Source organism: Pseudomonas putida (assembly GCF_026625125.1).
GTDB lineage: Bacteria > Pseudomonadota > Gammaproteobacteria > Pseudomonadales > Pseudomonadaceae > Aquipseudomonas > Aquipseudomonas putida_X.
The window spans coordinates 247314-263857 of the sequence record NZ_CP113097.1 but is presented as its reverse complement, the minus strand read 5'-3'; the positions used below and the strand labels follow the sequence as shown (position 1 = coordinate 263857).

The window sequence follows — 16544 nt, the reverse complement described above, 5'->3', positions numbered from 1 at the left end:
AGCGTAAGTGGAATCATGTACACCGACCTGTGGAATTACGCCCTGGCCCTGTATGGCCGGCCGGGCGTCGAAGCGGCTTGCCTGAGCGTGCAGGCCGAGGGGGGCGATGTGTGCCTTCTGTTGTGCGCGAGCTGGCTGCAAACCCGAGGTGTCGCCGTAGAAGCCGGGCGAATCGACGCTTTACGCGCAATTGCCGAGCCTTGGCAAACTGAAGTGGTGACGCCGCTACGCCATTTGCGCCAGCAATGGCGGGCGGCCGCGCAGCATGACCCGCACCTGCAGGCATTACGTGAGCACGTAAAGGGCTTGGAATTACAGGCAGAGAAGCGCTTGCTGCAACGCCTGGAGGCACGTGCAAGGCAATGGCCCACGGGCTCGCCTGAACCCGCGGACGATTGGCTGGCCAGGCTGGCGCCCGACCAGGTCCATGGCCACGACTCGCTGACTCAGCTGCGTGTCGCGGCCACCGGGCTTCAGGAGGCCGAAGACGGCGCCTGAGGCGAGGTGCTTGCCGGTGCGGCGGAGGACGTCGCCGGGGCGGCAGTGCCTGTCGAGTTGGTCACCACAGGCGCCGCTGGCTTGGCTTCAGCTGGTTTGCTGGTGGCCGGCTTTGCAGCGGCGGGCTTGGCCGCAGGTTTGGCTGCGGGCTTGGCGGGCGCCTTGGCAGCTGGCTTGACTGCAGCCTTGGCCGGGGCCTTCGCGGCAGGCTTGGCTGCGGGCTTGGCGGCAGCAGTTTTCGCAGCAGGCTTGGCTGCAGTGGTTTTAGCCGGCGCCTTGGCCGCGGCCGGTTTGGCTGCAGTGCCTCTGGACGTGGCGGGTTTGGCGGCAGGCTTGTCAGCAGCGGCTTTGGCGGGGGCCTTGGTGGCAGCAGGCTTGGCCGCAGCAGTGCGCGATGGCGCCTTGGCTGCAGCCGCTTTGGCAGTGACTGGCTTGGCTGCAGCTTTAGCTGCAGGTTTAGCCGCAGCCTTGGCCGGGGTTTTTACGGCAGCAGGCTTGGCGGCAGCAGCGCGCGACGGCGCCTTGGCAGCAGCGGCCTTGGCAGGCGCTTTGGCCGCAGCGCTGGTGGAAGACCTTGCTGCAGGTTTGGCCGCAGCTTTGGCAGGCGCTTTGGCAGCGGCTGGTTTAGCCGACTTGGCTGCAACTGCCCGTTGGTCCAGGGCCTTGCCAGCAGCCTCACGCACCTTGCCGACACCCTGGGCCAGCTTCAGGCTTTCCTGGGCATCGCGTTTGAGTTGCTGGATATAAGTACGGGTTTGCGTCTGGCGCTCTTTGAGCGAGTCGAGCAACGACTCGAGTTCACCAATGCCTTTCTGGGCTTTGCCTTGCGCCTTGGTTTTACCTGCCTTGGCCGCGTCCTGTAATTTCAGGCGACCGTTGTGCAGTTTTTCCTGAGCCTTGCCACGCTGCTTCTCCAACTTCGCCAGCAGTTTTTCCGCATCGGCCAGCGCTTGCGAGCAAGCATCTTCCAAGTGTTCGAGCAAGCTGCCCGAAAGTTGCTGGAGCAGGTGTAACGGCGTACTTACTGGCTTCTTCTTGGCCGACATGGTTTACCTCCTGGCTGACGAGATTGCGGCTAATACTATGCTTGTGCTGCTACCGCCGCTAGGGCATGTGGACAGTATCGTTGGCGCCGCGTTGCATGCCTGGGCAAAGTTGTTGTCTTGCAGCTGCGTGAAAGTGTAGTTGCTCAACAAATGGTTGCCGAGATTTACGCAAATCGATGCAACAAGGCTGGCATACTTCTCGGCTCTTGAGCTCGGAGTTGACCATGCCTCGTTATCTTTTTATCGGCCTGTGCCTGGCGGCTCCCATCGCACTCGCCGCCCCTGAAACGGTGCCCCCCAGTGATCACGACGTGGCCTACAGCCTGGGCGCCAGCCTGGGGGAGCGGCTGCGCGAGGAAGTGCCTGGATTGCAACTGGAGGCTTTGGTTGAAGGACTTCGCCAGTCCTACCAGAACCAGCCGCTGAAACTCGACAAGGCGCGCATGCAAGCCATTCTTCAGCAGCATGAAGAACAGGCGAACAATACCGCCGTGCAAGCCGAAGTGGAAAAACTGCAAGGCATCGAGGCGCGCTTCATGGCCAACGAGCGCGCACGAGCCGGCGTGCATGAGCTGCCTGAGGGCGTGCTCTACAGTGAACTGAAAAGTGGTAATGGCGCGCAGCCCAACCCCAAGAGCAAGGTGCAGGTACGCTATGTAGGCAAGTTGCCTGACGGCACGGTATTCGATCAGAACCAACAGCCACAGTGGTTCAGCCTGGACTCGGTCATCGAAGGCTGGCAAGTGGCGTTGCCACATATGAAAACGGGGGCGAAATGGCGCCTGGTGATCCCATCGGCACAAGCCTACGGTGCCGAGGGCGCGGGTGACCTGATCGCGCCCTATACGCCACTGGTGTTCGAGATAGAACTGCTGGCGGTCGGCGACTGACGCCGACCCTCAAGCCTCGACCGCGCCCTCTTCCTTGTGCGCGGTATGCAGCACTTCGATCAGGCAGTCTTCGAGCTCGAAGCGTTCATGCAGCAGACTACCAAGCTCGCCGAGCTTCTTGGCGAAACGGTCCGGGTCCTTGCAATCGCCCTTTTCGCAATGGTCATTGAAGGCCGATGCGATTTCGGTGATGGCATCGATGCGCGGAGTGATTTGCTTGGCCAGCTCCAGGCCACGCGTGTCACCGAAAGCTTTGGCTTCACTGACCAATTGCTCGCTGACTTCAAAATGCCAAGCCGACACATAATCGACCAGCACCGCGCAGAAATCTCGGTTTTTTTCCTTGTCCGCAAATGCCGGCTTGGCATCGCGCAAGGCACGAAAAGCCTGAACCAGCTCCTCTCGCTCCTTGAGCCAGCGGTCGATCAGCTTGTGAACCCCACCCCAGCGTTCCTGGGCGTTCTGACAACTATCGAGCATGGCGATCTCATCCCTTCTGGGTAGATGCCGCTGCACCTCGCACCCCGATCGTGCGGCACAAAGGTGACATCAGCAGGACGGCATCGAGCAGTTGTGTTTTTGATAGGCGTGCAGGGAGATTATTCCCGTGCGTGCTGCCCTTCAAGGTACGCAGCAGACAAAGTTCATACAAGTGTTTAATACCCTGGGGCAGCACCACTGGTCGTGCCGGCTAGCGCAGCCGCACCCAATCAAGCGTTGGCCAGCGTGCGGAAACGATACGCCATCAGGCGAGTCAAGGGCAGCACTGCCAGCAGCAAGAAGGACAACAGGCTCCATTCGGGCAAGGTCAGGTCCAGAAAGCTCCAGGTCAGCGAGCTGCAATCGGGGCCGCCAAGCAAGAGTTGACGGGCCGCTTCACCCCAGGAGCGCTCCAGTACATGCCAGAAAGGCACCGGGCACTCCTGGCTCGTAGCGATCTCCCCTTGTATCCAGACATGCCTGGCCGCCAGCAGGGCCCCGCCCGCGGAACAGCCCAGGGCAGCGCGCGCGTACTGGCGCATAGCGGCAACGCCCGACGCATGCACGGCCGCACACAGGCAGATCATGGCATACACGCCCAGCAGGAACCGCTGGCTGAAGCACAGCGGGCAAGGCACCAGACCGAGGGTGATCTCCAGGTAAAAGGACGCGACCAGCACCGCCAACGAGGCAAGGCAGGCCGGTAGAAAAAACGTGCGCAAGCGGGCCGGCAACATGAAAGGTGGTGGTCCCGGGGCAAATTGAGTGGCTTGGAACGGTAGAGGAAAGGTGTGCTTTGTTTCAAGGCACTACAGGGGAGATAAGTCACTGAGGGGTAGCAGAAATTTCCAATCGCAATGTGGGAAAAATCTTGCGAAGGGTATTACAGAATAACGCAGGGATCGCGAGACGCCTCAAACACCCCATAAGCCCGCCCTCAGCGCGGGCTCATGGGATCTCTCAGGCGCGCACGCCCTGCGGCAATGGCAAGGCCAACAAACGCTCATCGAGCAGGCCCAGGCCTTCCTGGAACAGTTGGTTGCTGCGCTCGGTCTCCCCCAGGCTAGCCAGCAGCCGGGCCAGTTCAGCGCAGGTCTCTGGGTTGCGTTCCATGCGCAAGCTGCTTTCCAGGTAATCGCGCGCCTTGCCCCAAAGGCGGTTTTGCAAGCTCAGACGCCCAAGCGTCAGCAACAGGCTCGGGTCCTGTGGGTGCGCCTTGAGCCAGCCCTCGGCTGTTTGCAGTTGGCGCGCCGGATCATCGCCGCGCACCAGGCCATAGAGCCGCGCCAGGTGACTTTCGTAATCACGCTTGAGCGCGGCACGTAGCACCTGTTCGGCCTCGCCTTGAGCGCCAACCTGGCGCAGTTGTTCGGCATAAGCCAGCACCAACCGGGGCTCTTGACGCTGGGCCGCAGTCAGCTGTTGCCAGGCCCGCTCCAACGACTGACGGGCGCTTTGCTCATCGTCGCCACGGGTCGCCGCAAGCCCCAGGTTCTGACCCCAGGCACGCTGCTCCAGTGCAGCGAGCTCCTCGGCCGGCAGCACTTTGCCCTTGCGCAAATCAGGCAACAGGCGGATCAGCGCCGACCAGTCGCCGCGCTCCAGATACAGGCACTGCAACAGGCGCAAGACCTGGTTGTTGTGCGGGTGCCGCTCCTGCATGGCCAACAGGGCGTCCAGGGCGCCGTCGCTTTCGCCACGGTCCATCTGCAATTGCGCATGGGCCAGGGCGACCGCCAATTCCGCCTGGGGCTGACGCTCCAGTGCACGCTCGAGCAGGTTGTCCCTGTCTTCGGTACGCCCCTGTTCATTGGCCGCCCGTGCGGCACCGAGGTAATACAGCAATGGCTGGCGTTCGGCCTCGGCTGCGCGGTGCAAGTGGCGCTGGGCGCTGGCCCAACGCCCCTCTGCGAGGTCCAGTTGGCCCTGCTCGATCGCGATGCGAATGCGACGGCTGCGGTTACGTCGCGACCACGGGTTGACCACGCCACTGGACGTCAGCACCAGCCCGACCAAGTAGCGCAGCAGCCACAACAGTGCAAATACGGCAACCAGGGCCGCGAGCGCCGCCCACAGCCCGGACTGGTAACGGAAGCCACCGTAGGAGACCAGCACGTAGCCGCTGTGTTTGGCCACCGCGATGCCCAGTGCCGCGGCGATCACGATCGCCAGCACGGCCAGCAGGTACACACGCTTCATGGCTTGCCCCCCTCACCCTCGGCAGGCAGGTGGCGGCGCTGGATATACGCCTGCACCGCAGCCAGGCTTTCACTGAGGTCCGGGGTAACCACCGACACCGGTTGCTCGGCCAGCGCATTGAGGCTTTCGAGCATGGCCTTGCTCTGCGGATTGTCAGCGTCGAAATTGGCCACCAGCACACTGCGCGCGTCATCCAGCGCCTGGGTGTAGACCTTGGCGTCGCCATTGAGCGCAGCCCACTGGGCTTGCTCGATGGTCAGGCTCAAGGCCAGGCGCAACTGGTTGAGCGACTGCCCGGCCAGCAACGGCCGTACATTGTCGTCGGCGTTGAAATCGATCTGGAAGTACTTGGAAATCTCCGCCCACCACTGCGCCAGGCGGCTGGCGACATCGCCATCGGCGGTCAAGGCACCGAGGGCATCGGCATCGCTGTCGAACTCCGGCGACTGGGCGTTGAGGTGCTGCACCAACTCTCGCTGGGCTGCCAGTTTCAGATACAACCCGGTACGGTCCGGTTGCTGGGTGCTGTTGAGCGTTGCCAGGCTACGCGTCAACTGCTCGCGGGCGGCAAAGGAACCAGGGTCGCTTTGCTCGCGCAGAATTTCGTCTGCGCCTTCGACCAGGGCCTTGGCGCTGGTGATGTCCTGCAGGGCCGAAAGCCGCAAAGTGGCCAGGCGCAACAAGTGCTCGGCCTCGGCCAGGCGCCATTCCTTGCGGCTTTCGCCAAGCACGGTTTCCAGGCGCTGGCTCAGGCGCTGCTGGTCACCCTGCAACTGCGCCACCAGGCGGCGGCGGTCTTCCAGTTCGCTGGCTGCCGGCAGGCTGGCCAACTGGGCACTGATCTGTTGCTCGCGCTGCTGCAGAGCAGCGGCACGCTGGCTCAGCGTCTCAAGGTGCTGACGTTGGCTCAGCTCATTGCCTTGCAGATGCCGCACCTGCCAAACACCCCACCCGCCCACTGCGACCCCGGCAGCACCCACTAACAGTGCCAGCAAGGCCAGGCCTGTGCCGGAACGTTTGGCAGGTGGCGGGGTGACGGGTTGCGTCGGCTCCTGCGCCGACGGCTGATCATTGTGGGACAAGACAGTTTCGCTCACGTATCCATCCTTTGCATGGGGGCGCGTCGCTCTGAGCTTAGCGCCTTAAGAGGCAGGTGCAGCGCTGCGCTGCACGGCTGCCAGCAAGGCCGTGGCACTCGCGCCACGACAATCCACAATCTGTTGTGCCCCTGCGGCCCTGGCCTGCTCGGCGACCCTGGGGCTCGGCACGAACAAGGGCAAGCGCGCCACACGCGGCCAATCGGCAGCGGCCAACTGTTGCAGGTGTTCAAGACCCTGCCCACTGCTGACCACCACGCCGTTCAGGCGTTCCGCTTCGATGCGAGCCACCAGCGTGCCCGCCGGGTATACCGGCAGGCAACGACGATACAGTTCCAGATAATCGACACTAGCACCTTGCTCTGCAAGACGCTCGGCCAGCAGTTCGCGACCTCCTACCCCACGGGCGATCAGGACACGGGGTGCGGGACCCTTGATAGCCTGGTGCAAGGCCGGGAGCGTGAGCAAGGCTTCGCTGTCGTCACCCTGTGCAGGGAAAGCCACCGACAGCCCCGCAGACTGCAACACCGCCGCCGTGGCTTGACCTACGGTGAACCAACCAGCTGGGGGCGGCTGCAACCCTGCTTGAGCGAGCTGCGCAAGGAGCGACCTCGCTGCCGGCTTACTGACCACGATCATCGCCTGGTACTGCCCTAGGCCGGCAAGCTGCTGACGCTGCAGAGCATCCATCTGCACCGGCTCGATCGCCAGCAACGGCAGGCACTCGCTGGCAATGCCGGCCGCGGCCAGCGTCTGGGCCAGCGCCGCGCAGTCCTCTTCAGGACGGGTCAGCAACAGGCGCCACGAACTCACGGGTGCCCGGCCTCACCATAGACTTCCTTGAGAATGGCGGCGGCACCTTGGCCCAGGAGGTCTTCGGCCACCTGCACCCCCAAGGTTTCAGCGGATGCCCGCGGTGCACGCGCCTCAGCCATCAGCAGGGTCCCACCGCTGGGCTGGCCGACCAGGCCGCGCAGCCATAGCTGCTCGCCTTCGAGCACGGCATAGCAGGCAATCGGTACCTGGCAGCCACCGTTCAAGTGCTTGTTCAACGCGCGTTCGGCCACCACACGGTCAGCGGTATCGATGTGGTGCAAAGGCGCCAACAGCGCATGGATCTCGCTGTCTGCGCTACGGCACTCGATACCCACCGCGCCCTGGCCACCGGCCGGCAGGCTGTCGTCGACACTGATGCTGGCGGTGATGCGGTCTTCGAAGCCCAGACGGATCAGGCCCGCCGCGGCAAGGATGATGGCGTCGTACTCACCGGCATCGAGCTTGGCCAGGCGAGTGTTGACGTTGCCGCGCAGGAAGCGGATTTGCAGGTCAGGGCGGCGGGCCAGCAACTGGGCCTGACGGCGCAGGCTGGAGGTGCCGACGATGCTGCCGGCAGGCAGCGCTTCGAGGCTGGGGAAACGGTTGGAAACGAAGGCATCGCGGGGGTCTTCACGTTCGCAGATGCAGTACAGGCCCAGGCCTTCGGGGAAGTCCATGGGTACATCCTTCATCGAATGCACGGCGATGTCGGCCTCATTGTCCAGCAGGGCCGTTTCCAGCTCCTTGACGAACAGGCCTTTGCCGCCAATCTTCGCCAGCGGCGCGTCGAGCAGTTTGTCGCCGCGGCTGACCATGGGCACCAGCGTCACCAGAAGGCCAGGGTGCGCCTGTTCGAGGCGGGCTTTGACATATTCGGCCTGCCACAGGGCCAAGGCACTTTTACGGGTGGCAATGCGGATTTCGCGAGTGGACATGGAACGCCCCGATGCTTAGGAATGCCGCCGATGATAACAGCTCCGTCGGTATCGCTAGCAGATGTGGGTCATGAACCAGGCTGGCCATGCGCGCCCTCATCGCCAGGTCGCCGGCGATGGGGCACCTGCAGCGCTCAGAGCGTCTGCATCATCTTGCGTACGCCAGCCACATGCCGGCGGCTGACAGTCAAGGCATCACCATTGAGGCCTTTGAGGAACAGTTGAAAATGCCCAAGCGGCGTGCGTTGCAGGCGTTCGATGCGCTCGCGGGCTACCAGGGCGTTGCGGTGGATACGCACGAAGCGTTCGCCGAATTCATCTTCCAAGGCCTTGAGTGGCTCATCGAGCAGCACTTCGCCTGCTTCGTGGCGCAGCGTCACATATTTGTGGTCGGCGATGAAATAGATCACCTGGGGCAAAGGGATCAGCTCGATGCCCTTGCGCGTACGCGCGCTGATATGGCTGCGCGGGCCACCCCCTTCACTTCCTGGCCGGGTCAGCGCCGCCAACTGCGTGCGACTGGGTTTCTCAGCTTTGCGCAAAGCATCACGCAGAGCATGGGGATGGATCGGTTTGGATACATGGCTGAGGGTGCTGTCGGTGAAAGCCTCTGCGCCGTATTCATCGTCATCGGCGTCGCTGCAGAACACGACCGATGGCGGTGATTCGCGCTCGCACAAGCGGGCCGCGACCTGCAGGCCGTCAAGGCCCGGCATGCGAATATCCAGCAGGACCACATCAGGCTTGAGGCTTTCAATCAGGGCCAGGGCCTCCTCGCCGCTGGTGGCGCTGGGCTCCAGCACGGTGTACCCCTCCAGCTCCCCGAATAGCCGCGCCAAGCGTTCACGGGGTAGGGATTCGTCATCAACGATCAGGACATTCATAATTGCTCTGGATTCCTGAGTGAGTCTCGCACAGGTATAGCGTAGACAGTTGCAGGTCGAGCGACACTGCGGTCACGCTCTAGACCAATACGATGGCCAAAGATTCACTGCGCTGGCAGATTCGCTGCCAGTCCTTTGTCCAACTGTAGACGGTCCGTGGAACACTGCCGTTCAATCGTTGAATATCGTCTTTACCTCAATCGAGCGGGGTTTTATGCCGATTTCTGTCGACCGGCGTCCTTCGGCCACACGCCCAACCCTGCTATTATCGCCGCCACTTTTTCGTTCACGCCTTCAACGAGTGAATCCATGAGCACCGACAAGACCAATCAGTCCTGGGGCGGCCGCTTCAGTGAACCCGTCGACGCCTTCGTCGCCCGCTTCACCGCCTCGGTCGATTTCGACAAGCGCCTGTACCGCCACGACATCATGGGTTCGATCGCCCACGCCACCATGCTGGCGCAGGTCGGTGTACTCAGCGATGCCGAGCGCGACACCATCATCGACGGCCTGAACACCATCCAGGCTGAAATCGAGGCCGGCAATTTCGACTGGCGCGTCGACCTCGAAGACGTGCACATGAACATCGAAGCACGCCTGACCGACCGCATCGGCATCACCGGCAAGAAGCTGCACACCGGCCGTAGCCGCAACGACCAGGTCGCCACCGACATCCGCCTGTGGCTGCGCGACGAGATCGACCTGATTCTGGCCGAAATCACCCGCTTGCAGCAGGGCCTGCTGGAACAGGCCGAGCGCGAAGCCGAAACCATCATGCCGGGCTTCACCCACCTGCAGACCGCCCAGCCGGTGACTTTCGGCCACCACCTGCTGGCCTGGTTCGAAATGCTCAGCCGCGACTACGAGCGCCTGGTCGACTGCCGCAAACGCACCAATCGCATGCCCCTGGGCAGCGCTGCGCTGGCCGGTACCACCTACCCGATCGACCGCGAGCTGACCTGCAAACTACTCGGTTTCGAAGCCGTGGCCGGCAACTCGCTGGATGGCGTGTCGGACCGTGATTTCGCCATCGAATTTTGCGCTGCCGCCAGCGTGGCGATGATGCACCTGTCGCGCTTCTCTGAAGAGCTGGTGCTGTGGACCAGCGCCCAGTTCCAGTTCGTCGATCTGCCCGACCGTTTCTGCACTGGCAGCTCGATCATGCCGCAGAAGAAGAACCCCGACGTACCTGAACTGGTCCGCGGCAAGAGCGGCCGCGTGTTCGGCGCCCTGACCGGCCTGCTGACCCTGATGAAAGGCCAGCCGCTGGCCTACAACAAGGACAACCAGGAAGACAAGGAGCCGCTGTTCGACGCCGCCGACACCCTGCGCGACTCGCTGCGTGCCTTCGCCGACATGATCCCGGCCATCAAGCCCAAGCACGTGGTCATGCGCGAAGCGGCGCTGCGCGGCTTCTCCACTGCCACCGACCTGGCCGACTACCTGGTGCGTCGCGGCCTGCCGTTCCGTGATTGCCACGAGATCGTCGGCCATGCGGTGAAGTATGGCGTTGACACCGGCAAGGACCTGGCCGAGATGAGCCTGGATGAACTGCGCCAGTTCAGCGACCAGATCGAGCAGGACGTATTCGCCGTGTTGACGCTGGAAGGCTCGGTGAATGCCCGTAACCACATTGGTGGTACTGCGCCTGCCCAGGTGCGCGCTGCCGTTGTGCGCGGCAAGGCATTGCTGGCTTCGCGCTAAGCGCCATTGCGAGGGCTTTGCCCTCGTTCGCCGGCAAGCCGGCTCCCACAATGACCGCGCCGCTCTCAAGCGGTGCGCAATCCCTGTAGGAGCCGGCTTGCCGGCGATTGGGCTGCAACGCAGCCCCTCTTCAGATCAGCGCTTGCCGCTGCGGATCATCTCCATGAAGGCCGGCATTGCCGCCTCCTTGTCCGCCAGAATCTTCACCATGTGCGGGTTCTCGCGCATTTTCTCCAGCAACGCCTTCGCCTGCGGGAAGTCTGCGAGGAAGTCGATGCCCAGCACCTTCTTGCCTACCGCACACGCCAGATCGACCGAGAAGCAGAACATCAGGTCGGCAATGGTCAGTTGCTCACCGGCCACATAGGGTGCAAAACGGCCATTGCGCTTCAAGGTGGCGAAGCCCGCCAGCAGATCCGCACGCGCCCGCTCCTTGATCACTGAATCGACCTCCATCCCAAAGAACGACTCGGCATAGCAGGTACGCGCCGGCAGTTCGATATACAGCTCGATCTCCTTGAGCAGCTCACGCACTTTCGCCTGTTCGAATGGATCGGCCGGCAACAGCGCCTTGCCGCCCTGCGTCTGCTCGATATAGTCGAGAATCACGCTGGTCTCGCTGATGAAGCCGTGTTCGGTTTCCAGCACTGGCACCTTGCCGCGCGGGCTGACTTCCAGCGCTTGCGGTGCCTGGCCGCCATAAAAGGTGACCTCTTCGAACGGCAAGCCTTTTTCCAGCAGGGCCAGCTTGACCATGTTGTAGTAGTTGCTGACCGAGAATCCGTGAAGCTTGAGCATGGGGTAACAGCCTCCAGGCCGTAAGGGGTTGGCTGGGCTGTTATAGCCCCTGGGGCTGCGCCTGACCAGCATCATGCTCCCGGTCGATGACCGGGCATTGCCGGCGCGGGCGTGGCAAACTGTGCGCCCCACCACAGGAGTACCGCCATGAGCGAGCACGACGAAATCGACAATGACGACGAAGCCTTCGCCGAGGCGACGCTGACCCAGGCCATCGAAAACCAGATCGAAAGCGGCGAACCGCCGGCCGCCAAGGCGACGTTCAACAAGCTGAGCCTGGTCGGCTACGAGCGCGAAGACATCCTCAACCTCATGGCCCACGTGCTGGCCATCGAGATCGACAACATGCTCGACGAGGACCGCCCGTTCGACACCCAATGGTACGAAACCGCCCTGCGCGCCCTGCCCGAGCTACCCCCTGAGGCAGATCAAGGCGGGGACGAATAACCCGACTACACTCCAGGGTCAGGCACCGCTGGCGGTGCCGCCATCCTCGTCTGGAAGTCAGGAGTCGCCATGTCCTTCACCCCCGAACTGATCGCTGAACTGGAAGTCCTTGCCCTGTTCAATCTGGACAGCAGCCAGGAAGGCATCAAGATTCACGCCAATGCCTCACCCGCGCTGGTCGCAGCGGCTCGACGCCTGCATGAAAAGCAATTGACCGATCAGCCTGATGGCGGTTACCTCACCAGCCTTGGGCATGACGCGGTCGAAAGCGTGCAACTGCTGCTGAACATCCTCAAGTCGCCCCAGCCGGCGTAACCCGCCCGGCCCCATCGCCGGCAAGCCGGGGATGGGGCACACAAAGGCGCGAGAAAAATGGCGTCAAAACTCCAACTGCCGCTTATCCGAGTGCATCACTCAGGCTAAACTCGCCAGAGTTCCCCCCCCGGCCTGCCCTGAGTTCGCAATGACCCACCCCCACGAGATTCGCCCTGATATCGAAGACGGCATCGACCGCAAGGTGCTGGCGAAATTGCGTGCGCGGTTCCTGCAGCTGAACACGGGCCGGCTACAGCGCGCCATGGATGGGCTTTCGACCCGCCAGCAACAGGTTTTGACCCTGCTACCGCTGCTGTTTCACGTCAACCACCCCCTGTTGCCTGGGTATGTTTCGGGAAGCACACCGGCCGGCGTGTCGGGCTTCGAGCCCGATGCCAACCTGGTCGCCGAGGGCCAACGGCTGGCGCGGTCGTTCACTTACAAGACACGCCTGGGCAACCCCAACCGCCCGATACACGGCCTGTACCTGATGGGCAGCCTTGGCACGCTGGCCCAGGCCGAGCAAAGCGACATCGACCTGTGGGTCTGTCATGCCCCCGGCCTGGGTGACAGCCAGCTCGAAGAGCTGCGGCGCAAATGCCAGTTGCTCGAAACCTGGGCTGCCAGCCTCGGCGCCGAAGCACATTGCTTCCTGATCGACCCGCAAAGCTTCGCCCGAGGCCAGCGCGACAGCCAGCTCAGCTCGGACGACTGTGGTACCACCCAGCACTACCTGCTGCTCGACGAGTTCTACCGCACGGCCATCTGGCTAGCCGGGCGCACACCGCTCTGGTGGCTGGTGCCGGTGTATGAAGAGCGCAATTACAGCCGCTATACCGAAACCTTGCTGTCCAAGCGTTTCATCCGCAGCACCGATGCCCTCGACCTGGGCAACCTGGCCCACATCCCGGCCGGCGAGTTCGTCGGTGCTGGCCTGTGGCAGCTGTTCAAAGGGATCGACTCACCTTACAAGTCACTGCTCAAGCTGTTGCTGACCGAGGTCTACGCCAGCGAACACCCAGCCGTGCGCTGCCTGAGCCTGGACTACAAACAGGCGGTCTTCGCCAACCACCTCGACCTCGACGCGCTTGACCCCTATGTCATGGTTTACCGGCGCATCGAACGCTACTTGCTAGCGCGCGGTGAAACCAGGCGGCTGGAGCTGGCAAGGCGCAGCCTTTACCTGAAGGTCAACAAGAAGCTCAGCGGCCTGGACCGCGCACGCAGCAACGGCTGGCAGCGTCGGTTGCTCAAGCGCCTGGCCGATGAGTGGGGCTGGGACGAGCGCCAGCTGGCCTTACTCGACAGCCGTAGTCAGTGGAAGGTACGCCAGGTGGCAGTCGAGCGCCGCGAGCTGGTCGCCGAGCTCAACCACAGCTACCGCTTTCTCAGCCAGTTCGCGCAAAACCAGAACGCCAACAGCCGCGCCGACCAACGCGACCTCAACGTACTGGGCCGGCGCCTGTACGCAGCCTTCGAGCGGCGCGCCGGCAAGATAGAGGTGATCAACCCAGGCATCGCACCGGACCTCGCCGAGGACACCCTGACACTGGTTCAGTCACCCAACCGCAAGGAACCCGGCAGCCACCACTGGGGCCTGTACAACGGCAACCTGGGCGTCCACGAGTGGGAGCATTTCAGCCCGATCAAGCGTTGCCGGGAGCTGCTCGAACTGCTGACCTGGGCCCACCGCAACGGCGTTATCGACAGCACTACGCGCTTTGCGCTGCACCCAGGCGTCAGCGACTTGAGCGAATTCGAGCTGTTCAACCTGCTTGGCAGCCTGCAGCAAAGCATTCCCTTGCCGCTTGAGGCCGTCAGCGAAGTGCGACTGCTGCAGCCCAGCGTGGCCGAAGAGATCCTGCTGCTGGTCAACGTTGGCGTCGACCCGCTGCGCCACCACCGCGACCTGAACATCCTGATGACCACCGAACGCACCGACTCGCTGAGCTATGCAGGCGTGCGCGAAAACCTGGTGCTGACCCTCGATCAGGTCACCCTCAACAGCTGGAACGAGGTGCTGGTGCAGCGCTACGACGGCGAGCACGCCCTGCTGCGCTGCATGCGGGACTTCCTCAACAGCCTCGGCCAGCGCAGCCACCGGCCGCGCGTGCGGGTGCGTTGCTTCTGCCACAACCGCGCGCAAGCCATCAGCCAGCGGGTCGAGGAGATTTTCGACACGGTACAATTACTGCTCGACCAGGGCCGCAACCACCGCTACCTGCTGCAGGTGGCGCAGTACACCCACGCACTGGAACTGGTGCCCGGCCAGGTCAGCCTCGCCACCCTGACCGAGCACGATGCCGTGCTCGATTACCTAAGCGAAGAACGCAGCGCCTACAGCCCACTTTATCTGGATGCCAACGCACTGCAGGACCACGACCTTTCGCTGCTGCTGGAACAAGGCCGCCCCGGCTGCATTCAGGTGTTCTACCGCCTGCTCGAGGGCTGGGCCGACCTGTATGTGCTGGATGAGTACAACGCGTTATGGCAGCAACGCCTGCCATTGCACGACGAGAATCACCTGCTATTGCCCCTGCAGCGCTTTCTGCGCTCGGTGGTAATGCGCCACGACGCCCGCGTGCCGCTCGATAACCTGCACCAGGCATCTTTGTACATCGATTATGCTCAGCTACTGCCCTCGGGCACGGGCAAGGCACGCAGCATCGAGCCCCGACCGACGCCAGACATCGTCAACGATCAGCCCTACTATGAAGTTCAGGCCATCCTCCAGGCCGGCACCGGCGATGACGTGCACGTCACGCTCTACTGCGACCAACTGGAATTCTCCGAACTGGACCACGGCGATGAACTGTACACCGTGGTAGCCAGGCAGATTCTGAGCCAGCGCCGCGATGCCGGGCATTATCGTTGCTACATCACTGACCTGGACCTGTCCGAACTGCTCGATGACGAACAGGGTTCGACCCTCCTCTACCTGCGCTACAAGCGGGAGCTGGAAAGAGCCCTGAACGACGGGTTGGAGCAGTTGCAGGCGTCGCTCGCACCTTGACCCCGGTGCGCTTTCCCTCTGCACGGCCGCACACGGCGGCAACATCCTTGGGCACTCAATCAATGACTGGAGTGCGTCATGGACAAGCAGAACTGGATGGGCGCCCTGCCCGAATTAGGCCGCCTGCGTATCGATCAGCTGATTCTCCCCGGCAGCCATGACTCTGGGATGGACAAGCAGGCGGACAACATCGTCCCGCCCCAGGAAGTGACCCAGGACGTTTCCTGCATCGAACAGGTTCGCGGCGGCATCCGCGTGCTTGATCTGCGAGTGCGCGCCAACCGCGAGCACACGCCCGATTCGCCCTATCGCTACAAGCTGTTCCACCTGAGTACATCGGGGCGCACCGTACTGGGTGACATCGTCCTGGAACTGAACCGCTTTTACGAAGACCCGGCAAACGTTCGCGAAATCATCATTCTCGACTTCCATGGGTTCGACAACTTCAGCGACCAGGAACATGCCTGGTTGCAGGAGACGCTGGAGAAGCACCTGGGCCAGCGCATCATCCCCTGGGCGTTGCACCCCCTGACGCTGGATCAACTCTGGATTGAACACCCAGGCAAGACCGTGGTGATTGCGTACAACAACTCCGCCCGCGGGCAGCACTGGCCAGGCGTGGAACATGGCTGGATGGGTGAGAACACACCGTCCACCGAAGAGCTGAAAGCCTTCATGGACGAGCGGGCGCAACGCTATAAACCTGATTACACCCTGCGTTCCATCCAGTGCGCCAAATACAACAAAGGGTGGTTTTCGCCGGACGACTTCAGCGACAAGGTCGATGAATGGTTCGAATCAACAGGTATCGACAGTTACATCCAGAACTTCCACATCATCAACACGGACTGGTCGCTGCGCAGCAGGATCGTCGACAACTGCATCCATGCCTGCTCTATCAGGGCGCGGAATACGCCCTGAAAGCCATGGGGGATCAGAGGTCGAAATCGCCTGCCGCTTCCGGCTGGTATTCCACCTCCAGCAGCTTGAGCTTGAGGGTCTTGCCGCCCGGCGCCGGCCAATCGATCTGTTCACCCACCGACAAGCCAAGCAGCGCGCATCCGATCGGCGCCAGGACCGAGACCTTGCCTTCGCCGCCGGCATCCTTCGGGTACACCAGGGTCAGGTGGTAGTCCTTGCCACTGGCCTCTTCACGGCAGTGCACGCGCGAGTTCATGGTCACCACGCCGGCCGGCACGTCCTCGTGACCGACCACCTGCTCGGCGCGGTCCAGCTCCTCCTGCAGGGCGAGCACACCTGGGGTGCTTTCGTCGAGGCTGTCGATCAGGCGCTCGAGACGCTGCACGTCCAATCGGGTAAGGATGAGGGAGGGCTTGGTGCTCATGATCCAGTCAGACTCCATTGAACAGGTGGTTTTCTAAGGGCAGATAAAGCAAAACCCCGCCCAGAGGGCGGGGTTTG

The 16544-nt window shown here is 62.8% G+C and carries 17 protein-coding genes; 7 read left to right on the top strand and 10 right to left on the bottom strand.

Features of this window, described 5'->3' with window-relative positions:
• Positions 1–15: 15 nt before the first annotated feature.
• Positions 16–498, top strand: coding sequence for a TIGR02444 family protein (locus tag OSW16_RS01280; RefSeq protein ID WP_267820148.1), 483 nt, complete (start codon positions 16–18; stop codon positions 496–498).
• Here the strand turns inward: OSW16_RS01280 and OSW16_RS01275 are convergent.
• Positions 474–1544 carry an AlgP family protein gene (locus OSW16_RS01275; protein WP_267820146.1) on the bottom strand — a complete coding sequence of 357 codons (1071 nt, stop codon included), beginning with the start codon at positions 1542–1544 and terminating at the stop codon, positions 474–476. The two genes, OSW16_RS01280 and OSW16_RS01275, sit on opposite strands and share 25 nt — an antisense overlap.
• Before the next feature lie 224 nt (positions 1545–1768).
• On the opposite strand from OSW16_RS01275, the gene OSW16_RS01270 reads away from it, so the two are divergent.
• A complete protein-coding gene (locus tag OSW16_RS01270; protein ID WP_267820144.1) occupies positions 1769–2434 on the top strand; it encodes an FKBP-type peptidyl-prolyl cis-trans isomerase in 666 nt (221 codons plus the stop codon).
• 9 nt (positions 2435–2443) lie between these two features.
• On the opposite strand, the gene rsd is transcribed toward OSW16_RS01270, so the two are convergent.
• The 7 genes from rsd to OSW16_RS01235 all read right to left on the bottom strand — a co-directional run bounded on the left by rsd (position 2444) and on the right by OSW16_RS01235 (position 8845).
• On the bottom strand, positions 2444–2914 hold the full coding sequence (gene rsd / locus OSW16_RS01265; protein ID WP_241804999.1) for a sigma D regulator: 471 nt from the start codon (positions 2912–2914) through the stop codon (positions 2444–2446).
• A 230-nt stretch (positions 2915–3144) separates the two neighbouring features.
• Positions 3145–3651, bottom strand: coding sequence for a disulfide bond formation protein B (locus OSW16_RS01260; RefSeq protein ID WP_267820142.1), 507 nt, complete (start codon positions 3649–3651; stop codon positions 3145–3147).
• A gap of 223 nt (positions 3652–3874) precedes the next feature.
• Positions 3875–5113, bottom strand: a complete 1239-nt coding sequence (locus OSW16_RS01255; protein WP_267820141.1) for a heme biosynthesis protein HemY — start codon at positions 5111–5113, stop codon at positions 3875–3877.
• Positions 5110–6210 (bottom strand): uroporphyrinogen-III C-methyltransferase, encoded by a 1101-nt coding sequence (locus tag OSW16_RS01250; protein ID WP_267820140.1) that lies wholly within the window; start codon positions 6208–6210, stop codon positions 5110–5112. The genes OSW16_RS01255 and OSW16_RS01250 overlap by 4 nt, the downstream gene beginning before the upstream one ends.
• 45 nt (positions 6211–6255) lie before the next feature.
• The gene (locus OSW16_RS01245) at positions 6256–7023 is read right to left on the bottom strand and encodes a uroporphyrinogen-III synthase (RefSeq protein ID WP_267820138.1); all 768 of its coding nucleotides are present in this window, start codon (positions 7021–7023) and stop codon (positions 6256–6258) included.
• Positions 7020–7961 carry a hydroxymethylbilane synthase gene (gene hemC / locus OSW16_RS01240; RefSeq protein WP_267820136.1) on the bottom strand — a complete coding sequence of 314 codons (942 nt, stop codon included), beginning with the start codon at positions 7959–7961 and terminating at the stop codon, positions 7020–7022. Before hemC ends, OSW16_RS01245 begins: the two co-directional genes overlap by 4 nt.
• Positions 7962–8095: 134 nt before the next feature.
• Positions 8096–8845, bottom strand: coding sequence for a LytR/AlgR family response regulator transcription factor (locus OSW16_RS01235; protein WP_267820134.1), 750 nt, complete (start codon positions 8843–8845; stop codon positions 8096–8098).
• A 309-nt stretch (positions 8846–9154) separates the two neighbouring features.
• On the opposite strand from OSW16_RS01235, the gene argH reads away from it, so the two are divergent.
• Positions 9155–10549 carry an argininosuccinate lyase gene (gene argH, locus OSW16_RS01230; protein WP_267820132.1) on the top strand — a complete coding sequence of 465 codons (1395 nt, stop codon included), beginning with the start codon at positions 9155–9157 and terminating at the stop codon, positions 10547–10549.
• A gap of 135 nt (positions 10550–10684) precedes the next feature.
• Here the strand turns inward: argH and OSW16_RS01225 are convergent, their stop codons facing one another.
• Positions 10685–11347, bottom strand: coding sequence for a glutathione S-transferase (locus OSW16_RS01225; protein ID WP_267820130.1), 663 nt, complete (start codon positions 11345–11347; stop codon positions 10685–10687).
• Between the two features lie 147 nt (positions 11348–11494).
• Between OSW16_RS01225 and OSW16_RS01220 the strand changes: the two genes are divergently transcribed.
• The 4 genes from OSW16_RS01220 to OSW16_RS01205 all read left to right on the top strand — a co-directional run bounded on the left by OSW16_RS01220 (position 11495) and on the right by OSW16_RS01205 (position 16043).
• The gene (locus OSW16_RS01220; RefSeq protein WP_267820128.1) at positions 11495–11794 is read left to right on the top strand and encodes a hypothetical protein; all 300 of its coding nucleotides are present in this window, start codon (positions 11495–11497) and stop codon (positions 11792–11794) included.
• A gap of 69 nt (positions 11795–11863) precedes the next feature.
• Entirely contained in the window at positions 11864–12109 is a 246-nt protein-coding gene (locus tag OSW16_RS01215; protein WP_012312198.1) for a TIGR02647 family protein, read from the top strand.
• Positions 12110–12257: 148 nt separating this feature from the next.
• On the top strand, positions 12258–15122 hold the full coding sequence (locus OSW16_RS01210) for a class I adenylate cyclase (RefSeq protein ID WP_267820126.1): 2865 nt from the start codon (positions 12258–12260) through the stop codon (positions 15120–15122).
• Positions 15123–15200: 78 nt separating this feature from the next.
• Positions 15201–16043, top strand: coding sequence for a hypothetical protein (locus tag OSW16_RS01205; protein WP_267820124.1), 843 nt, complete (start codon positions 15201–15203; stop codon positions 16041–16043).
• Positions 16044–16056: 13 nt separating this feature from the next.
• Here the strand turns inward: OSW16_RS01205 and rnk are convergent, their stop codons facing one another.
• Entirely contained in the window at positions 16057–16467 is a 411-nt protein-coding gene (rnk, locus tag OSW16_RS01200) for a nucleoside diphosphate kinase regulator (protein ID WP_241804987.1), read from the bottom strand.
• Between the last annotated feature and the right edge of the window lie 77 nt (positions 16468–16544).

Excerpts from the sequence above, each read along its gene's own strand:
- OSW16_RS01210 (WP_267820126.1), top strand. The coding sequence starts at position 12,258 with ATGACCCACCCCCACGAGATTCGCCCTGATATCGAAGACGGCATCGAC.
- OSW16_RS01225 (WP_267820130.1), bottom strand. The coding sequence starts at position 11,347 with ATGCTCAAGCTTCACGGATTCTCGGTCAGCAACTACTACAACATGGTC.
- OSW16_RS01220 (WP_267820128.1), top strand. The coding sequence starts at position 11,495 with ATGAGCGAGCACGACGAAATCGACAATGACGACGAAGCCTTCGCCGAG.
- OSW16_RS01215 (WP_012312198.1), top strand. The coding sequence starts at position 11,864 with ATGTCCTTCACCCCCGAACTGATCGCTGAACTGGAAGTCCTTGCCCTG.
- OSW16_RS01205 (WP_267820124.1), top strand. The coding sequence starts at position 15,201 with ATGGACAAGCAGAACTGGATGGGCGCCCTGCCCGAATTAGGCCGCCTG.
- rnk (WP_241804987.1), bottom strand. The coding sequence starts at position 16,467 with ATGAGCACCAAGCCCTCCCTCATCCTTACCCGATTGGACGTGCAGCGT.
- OSW16_RS01235 (WP_267820134.1), bottom strand. The coding sequence starts at position 8,845 with ATGAATGTCCTGATCGTTGATGACGAATCCCTACCCCGTGAACGCTTG.
- argH (WP_267820132.1), top strand. The coding sequence starts at position 9,155 with ATGAGCACCGACAAGACCAATCAGTCCTGGGGCGGCCGCTTCAGTGAA.
- OSW16_RS01260 (WP_267820142.1), bottom strand. The coding sequence starts at position 3,651 with ATGTTGCCGGCCCGCTTGCGCACGTTTTTTCTACCGGCCTGCCTTGCC.
- OSW16_RS01255 (WP_267820141.1), bottom strand. The coding sequence starts at position 5,113 with ATGAAGCGTGTGTACCTGCTGGCCGTGCTGGCGATCGTGATCGCCGCG.
- OSW16_RS01270 (WP_267820144.1), top strand. The coding sequence starts at position 1,769 with ATGCCTCGTTATCTTTTTATCGGCCTGTGCCTGGCGGCTCCCATCGCA.
- rsd (WP_241804999.1), bottom strand. The coding sequence starts at position 2,914 with ATGCTCGATAGTTGTCAGAACGCCCAGGAACGCTGGGGTGGGGTTCAC.
- OSW16_RS01280 (WP_267820148.1), top strand. The coding sequence starts at position 16 with ATGTACACCGACCTGTGGAATTACGCCCTGGCCCTGTATGGCCGGCCG.
- OSW16_RS01275 (WP_267820146.1), bottom strand. The coding sequence starts at position 1,544 with ATGTCGGCCAAGAAGAAGCCAGTAAGTACGCCGTTACACCTGCTCCAG.
- hemC (WP_267820136.1), bottom strand. The coding sequence starts at position 7,961 with ATGTCCACTCGCGAAATCCGCATTGCCACCCGTAAAAGTGCCTTGGCC.